This window comes from Sediminibacillus halophilus, assembly GCF_900103695.1.
GTDB classification, from domain to species: domain Bacteria; phylum Bacillota; class Bacilli; order Bacillales; family Amphibacillaceae; genus Sediminibacillus; species Sediminibacillus halophilus.
Genome location: NZ_FNHF01000004.1, coordinates 252,418 through 259,106 on the forward strand (window position 1 = coordinate 252,418; position 6,689 = coordinate 259,106).

5 protein-coding genes and 1 pseudogene are annotated in these 6,689 nt (G+C 44.0%); 4 read left to right on the top strand and 2 right to left on the bottom strand.

What is annotated here, in order from left to right:
- Window positions 1-306 precede the first annotated feature (306 nt).
- Complete coding sequence (gene mbcS / locus BLR82_RS15140) at window positions 307-1,887, top strand: acyl-CoA synthetase MbcS (protein WP_074600313.1); 1,581 nt, start codon at window positions 307-309, stop codon at window positions 1,885-1,887.
- A gap of 137 nt (window positions 1,888-2,024) precedes the next feature.
- Window positions 2,025-2,174, top strand: coding sequence for a hypothetical protein (locus BLR82_RS21130; protein WP_175486829.1), 150 nt, complete (start codon window positions 2,025-2,027; stop codon window positions 2,172-2,174).
- Between the two features lie 187 nt (window positions 2,175-2,361).
- Here the strand turns inward: BLR82_RS21130 and BLR82_RS15145 are convergent, their stop codons facing one another.
- Complete coding sequence (locus BLR82_RS15145; RefSeq protein ID WP_074600314.1) at window positions 2,362-2,718, bottom strand: cupin; 357 nt, start codon at window positions 2,716-2,718, stop codon at window positions 2,362-2,364.
- 405 nt (window positions 2,719-3,123) lie between these two features.
- On the opposite strand from BLR82_RS15145, the gene BLR82_RS15155 reads away from it, so the two are divergent.
- Together BLR82_RS15155 and BLR82_RS15160 are read left to right on the top strand one after the other, a co-directional pair.
- A complete protein-coding gene (locus BLR82_RS15155; RefSeq protein WP_074600316.1) occupies window positions 3,124-5,265 on the top strand; it encodes an ATP-dependent Clp protease ATP-binding subunit in 2,142 nt (713 codons plus the stop codon).
- 244 nt (window positions 5,266-5,509) lie between these two features.
- Window positions 5,510-6,379 carry a ComEC/Rec2 family competence protein gene (locus tag BLR82_RS15160; RefSeq protein ID WP_139186981.1) on the top strand — a complete coding sequence of 290 codons (870 nt, stop codon included), beginning with the start codon at window positions 5,510-5,512 and terminating at the stop codon, window positions 6,377-6,379.
- Window positions 6,380-6,449: 70 nt separating this feature from the next.
- On the opposite strand, the pseudogene BLR82_RS15165 reads toward BLR82_RS15160, so the two are convergent.
- Window positions 6,450-6,689, bottom strand: a pseudogene (locus BLR82_RS15165) (hypothetical protein); the annotation flags it as partial.

Sequence of the window (6,689 nt, forward strand, 5' to 3'; positions counted from 1 at the left end):
CCCTAAAGGGGAACTCCGTCTAACCAAAAACTTGATTTTGCTAAAGTATTCACCGATTTCCTTTTGTTAAAACTTGCTAATTAGCAAAAAAAATAATTTCTTACCAAAGACCTACACGACGACCTCTTCCGTAGACTTCTTTACGGAGCATCCCCCCTTATGAAAGCTGGAATCAAATTTTATCATAATTTTGATAACGCTTCCATAAAGATTTCATAAGTTTTCTTACTTTTCATAGACTTTAGTAATTGATATAATGACTAGAAATTAATACCTGATACTAAATAAGGAATGAGGGATGAACGGATGGATAAAAAAGAGCTGATTGCACCGGAAAATTACAACATTGCAATGGAAGTAGAGAAGTATGCCAGTGGTCCGGAACGGAAGGCGTTGATTTATGAAGATAATGAGGGAAACCAACAGGAAACCACCTATCAAGAACTGCTGGTTAACGTTAATAAGATCGGAAATGTGTTTTTGGCCAACGGGCTCAAAAAAGGGGACAAGGTATTAGTCATGATGCCCCGGTTGATCGAGTCTTACCAAATTTACATGGCGGCTCTTAAAACCGGCGTTATCATCATTCCTAGTTCAGAGATGCTGCGAACGAAGGACTTACAGTACCGAGTCACACATGGAGAAGTTGCTGGTATCATCAGCTATCATCCATTTGTTGAACAATTCACAGGAATCACGGAATATGAGGAATTGATCAAGTTTTCAGTCGGTGGTGAGGTGGAAGGATGGCACCACCTTGACCAACAGAAAGAAAAGGCATCAGATCAACTGGAAATGGCTGCGACCACCAGGGACGATATCGCCTTTCTTCCATACACTTCAGGAACGACCGGCAATCCAAAGGGGGTTGTCCATACACATGGATGGGGTTTTGCTCACTTGAAAACGGCAGCGAATAACTGGCTGGCAATCGAGGACGGTGACGTGGTTTGGGCAACAGCTGCTCCAGGCTGGCAAAAATGGGTATGGAGCCCGCTATTGTCTGTACTCGGTTCCGGTGCCACCGGATTGGTTTATAATGGGAAGTTCGATGCGAAGAAATACTTGTCTTTATTAGAAAAGCATGAAGTAAATGTACTTTGCTGTACACCGACGGAATATCGGTTGATGGCCAAGCTGGATAATTTGGACAGCTACTCGTTAACCAAACTGCATAGCGCTGTATCGGCAGGAGAGCCTTTGAACCGCGAGGTAATCGATACATTCCGGAAATACTTCGATATTACGGTACGTGATGGTTACGGACAAACCGAAAACACCTTGCTGCTTGGATTCATGAAAGGAATGGAGGTAAAACCCGGATCAATGGGTAAGCCTACTCCAGGTAATGAGGTCGAACTGATCGACGAAGATGGAAACCCGGTGGCAGTTGACAAGGTCGGAGATATTGCCATACCACTTGATACGCCTGCCTTGTTCAAGGAATACTATAAAGATTCGGAACGGACCCAAAAATCGCTGCGAGGTAACTATTATGTCACCGGCGACCAGGCTTCAAAAGATGAAGACGGCTATTACTGGTTCGAAGGACGCAGTGATGACATCATCATTAGCTCCGGTTACACAATCGGACCGTTTGAGGTGGAGGACGCTTTGATCAAACATAAAGCGGTCAAGGAATGTGCCGTCGTGGCCAGCCCTGATCCGGACAGAGGTAACGTGGTCAAGGCATTTATTGTCCTTCAGCCGAATGTAGATAAAAATAAGGAAGGCCTTGTCAAGGAGTTACAAGACTTTGCGAAAAAGTGGACCGCTCCTTACAAGTATCCTAGAAAAATAGAGTTTATTGAGGAGCTCCCGAAAACCTCCTCAGGTAAAATAAGAAGAATCGAACTACGCCAAAAAGAAAAGGCAGCCACTAATTAATAGACGGGGACAGTCCCTCTCCACAAGAGAGGGACTGTCCCCCAACACTTTAGAGTGGTAAAGGGATGTTTGCGAATCTAGCTGAATGTGTTATGCTTGGGACAAATGAGGAGCTATTCTAATAGGAGGAGAACAGATTGAAAATCTTACGCGAACTTGGCTGGATCGTGCTGCTTGCTTCTATTTTAATTATGATTCCCTTCAAGGTGATCGGACCGCTTCAGCAAGAACTGCCGAACACAGAAGCGGAAGAAAGCTCGTCCGTCAATGAATCGGTTCATGAATAGCTGTTCAGGTAACTACAGTCCTGATTGCAAATGCGCATTTATATAAAGAAAAATTTTTCTTACATTTACTAAGCCATTCCGGAAGCGGAATGGCTTTTCTTAATCGAAAGCCATGTTAGACAATAATGTAGATTATTGGAGTTCCTCTTCCTCCCTTTAATCAATACTCCTATTTGTTTAATACCCATCATCTCTCTAAAGTTGTCAAAGATGAAGTGGTTAGTTCTTCGCTTTCTATAACGATTGCAGTTAAACCTGTACTTGTTTTCGTTTCGTGCCATTCATCTTTATCCCAAAATACCGCTTCGCCACAATGAATGTTGAAATACTCACCCGTTTCGCCTCTAACCCAACCTTCTCCGTTTACAATTAATAGTAGCTGAGGGACAACAGCTTGATGATAACCAATTATTCCATTACCATCTAAGTGCATACATGCAATATGAGCTGCTTTCTCTGTCTGCGTAATTCGTGAAATCACAAAATCAGAGTCGAATTTTGTGATTTTCTTACCTGTCTCTTTTTTAAAGTGATATATTTTCATCATAATCCTCCGATATCTACTACTTTATTGCCCTTTCGGTTGTCTGCATTCATAGTTTATCACGTATAATCATGTAGAAAATTTTGATAGCCTTGTTATCATCCCAGTTGTTCATCTGCACAATGTCTAATAAAAACTTCTGTCTATTGGTAATTGAGAATAAACAACAAATTTGACCATTTTTGATTAAAGGAATAAAATAACGGGTAATAGGATGAAAACAAGGGTTCATCCTTCTCAACCTCCGACAGGTTAATTAAGCCAAATCCAAAATTTAATTAAAAAAATTCTAATGTAGGGGTTGAAAGTCAAAGAAAGTCAAACTATACTATAGATAAGGTCAAAGATAGTCAAAGTCAAAGGCTGAATGATTCACCTTATATATTTGAAGGAGGGAAAGCGAATATGCAATGCCAAAATTGCGGTGTTCGTGAAGCAAGCATTAATGTAAACCTTCGTTTTAATAATCAAACACAACAAATGAATTTATGCGAAACTTGCTTTCAAGAAATAAAAGATAGTGCAAAAAATCCATCAGGCTTTTTCAACCAAGGTGGTATGGATTTCAATCAATTCTTTGGCGGGGGAGCTTCACCGTTTGAAGGATTCCAGCAAGGGGGCGGACAGGCCCAACAACAGCAAGCCAACGGCGGAAAAGGCGGCGGTTTGCTGGACGAGCTTGGCAGAAACCTCTCCCATGCTGCGAAAGCTGGTTTGATTGACCCGGTTATCGGGCGTCAAAACGAAGTGAAACGTGTGATTGAGACATTGAATAGAAGGAACAAAAACAATCCGGTTCTTATCGGGGAACCTGGAGTAGGTAAAACGGCGATTGCGGAAGGTCTTGCCTTGAAAATCGCTGAAGGTGACGTTCCGGCTAAATTGATGAACAAAGAAATTTATCTGCTGGATGTTGCCTCTCTGGTAGCCAACACAAGCATGAGAGGCCAATTCGAAGAGCGTATGAAACAGCTTGTATCAGAATTGCAGAACCGGAAAAACGTCATCCTGTTTGTCGATGAAGTGCATCAACTGGTCGGCGCAGGTACAGCTGAAAGCTCCCAAATGGATGCTGGAAACATTTTAAAGCCCGCGCTGGCCAGAGGAGAACTCCAGCTAGTCGGTGCAACGACGTTGAAAGAGTACCGTAAAATCGAGAAAGACGCTGCGCTGGAACGCCGTTTCCAACCAATCATTGTGAAAGAGCCAAGCGTCGAAGAAGCAGTGAAAATCCTGAAAGGGCTGCAGGAACGCTATGAAAGCTACCACCAAGTAAGCTATTCAGACGAAGCCATCCACGGTGCGGTAACGTTGTCTCAGCGTTACCTGCAGGACAGATTCCTGCCGGATAAAGCGATCGATTTGATGGATGAAGCGGGAGCCCGGTTGAATCTTGCCAACTCCCAATCCGATAAGGATGCCATCCAAAAACGACTGGATGAGCTTCATGAGGAGAAAATGCAAGCAGCAGAAAAAGAAGACTATGAACGTGCTGCCAACTTGAGACATCAGGAAATCAAGCTGGAAAAGCAACTGGAGGAAGCTACCGAGGCTCCTGCGGCTGATGTCACAGTAGAAGATATTCAGTTGCTTGTAGAAGAGAAAACCGGTATTCCGGTCCGGAAAATTCAATCCGACGAGCAGCAGAAAATGAAGTACCTGGCAAAAAATCTCTCCGAAAAGGTCATCGGACAAGAAGTTGCGGTGCAAAAAGTGGCTAAAGCTGTACGACGCAGCCGAGCTGGTCTAAAATCCAAACATCGCCCGATCGGTTCTTTTCTATTTGTCGGACCAACCGGGGTAGGTAAAACAGAATTGACCAAGGCGTTAGCAGAAGAGCTGTTCGGTACAAAAGAATCGTTGCTTCGACTCGATATGAGTGAGTACATGGAGAAACACTCCGTGTCTAAAATCATCGGTTCTCCTCCAGGCTATGTAGGCCATGAGGAAGCCGGACAACTGACAGAACGTGTACGGCGCAATCCATACAGCTTGATTTTGCTGGATGAGATTGAAAAAGCCCACCCGGACGTACAAAACATGTTCCTGCAAATTATGGAAGATGGTCATTTGACTGACAGCCATGGGCGCAGGGTGAGCTTTAAAGAAACAGTCATCATCATGACAAGTAATGCGGGAACCGGCGACAAGCAAGTCTCTGTCGGATTCACCAACACAGCAAATGAGGCCGTATCGACGCTGGAAAAACTAAGCTCGTACTTCAAGCCGGAATTCTTGAACCGATTCGATGCAATCATTCCATTCAATGAATTACAAGAGTCCGATCTCGTGCAAATCGTTGACTTGATGATTGCCGAGCTGGCAGAAACGTTGAAAGAAGAAGGCTTGACCATTACGGTTACCGATGATGCGAAAAGATATCTGGCTGACAAAGGCTACGACCCGCGCTTCGGTGCAAGACCGCTCCGCCGTGTCATCCAGGAAAAGGTCGAGGATGGTATCACCGACCTCGTCTTGGATGAGGAAGATATCAAGGCGATCAAAGTCGAGCTGGTGGATAATGAAATCAATGTAGTCAAAGCATAAGTAAGAAAAATGGCTGGTCCCCGGGATGGGGGCCGGCTTTTTTTACCTTTTCAAAAAGTATTTTGTCTTACAAAGTCGATCGTTCCTTAAGCAGAAACATTCAGGAGACGTTCAAGCTACAGCAATCAACGCCGCTTCAAACTTTCTTTTAGGTTCTCCTGCTCTAGTCGGCTTTTCCGCCGCATAAAACAAAGGTTTATTTCTAATTATAAGGTTAACCATCACGTTGACGGAGGTTTTTTATGTGGCCAGGCTGATTGCTGCTTTTGTTATGGTATGTTTGATTACGATACTCCTCCCTATTATGGTAAGTGCGGCCGGCCGTCATGCATCAGAAAATGAGCTGCAGGTGCATTTCATCGATGTCGGGCAGGGCGACAGCATTCTGATAGAAGCACCGAACGGACGAAAAATGCTGGTGGATGGAGGACCGCCGTCTGCGGCAGAAAAAGTGTCCGAATATCTTAGAAAAAGAGGAATCAAAAAGCTGGACCTGGTTGTTGCGACTCACCCGGATATCGATCATATCGGCGGACTGGTCAATGTGTTGAAGGAATTTGACGTCAAACATTTGATCGACAGCGGCAAGCTCTATACCACCTCTACTTATTTTCACTATTTACAGCAAATCAAAAAGCAAAAAATCCCAGTGACGGTTGCGGCCGGAGAAGAGAATATTGTCATCGATCCGCAGCTTACAATCCGTGTTTTGAATACGCAAAATGCCTTTAAAACAAATAATCAGTCGTCGATTGCTCTTTCTTTAAGGTACGGCCGTATAGACTTTTTGCTGATGGCTGACGTGGAGACAATCCAGGAACAAAATATTCTGGACGTGAAACAGCTGCAGGCAGAAATACTGAAGGTGGCACATCATGGAAGTGGAACCAGCACCTCGTTTGATTTTATCCGGGAAGTACGGCCGGAGACCGCGATTTTGTCCTACAGTAAGACCAATGATTTCGGGCACCCTGTCGACAGGGTCGTCGATTACCTGCAGCTTGTCGGCGCCACCATTTACTCGACTGCCAAGGCTGGTGATATTGTGATCCGTACAGATGGAAAAACCTATGTCGTCGATGTTTCAGGTACAGATCGGGTTTTGACCTATTAAAGGGTTTCCGACGTAAAAAAGGCTGGCTCCTTTTCGGAACCAGCCTTAATCATTTCTGTTGCTGAAAACATTATTTGTTGTTATTATTGTTTCTAGAGCGACTGTTACCGCCTTTTTGACCGATTTCTTCATAGAATTCACGGTCATATTTGTCGCTAGTAGTGTTACCGCCTTTTTGGCCAATTTCCTGGAAGTGATCTTTGTCATATTTGTCACTTACAGTGTTACCGCCTTTTTGGCCAATCTCTTGGAAATGGTCTTGACCATATTTATCACTTACGGTCTTACCGCCTTTTTGACCGATTTCTTG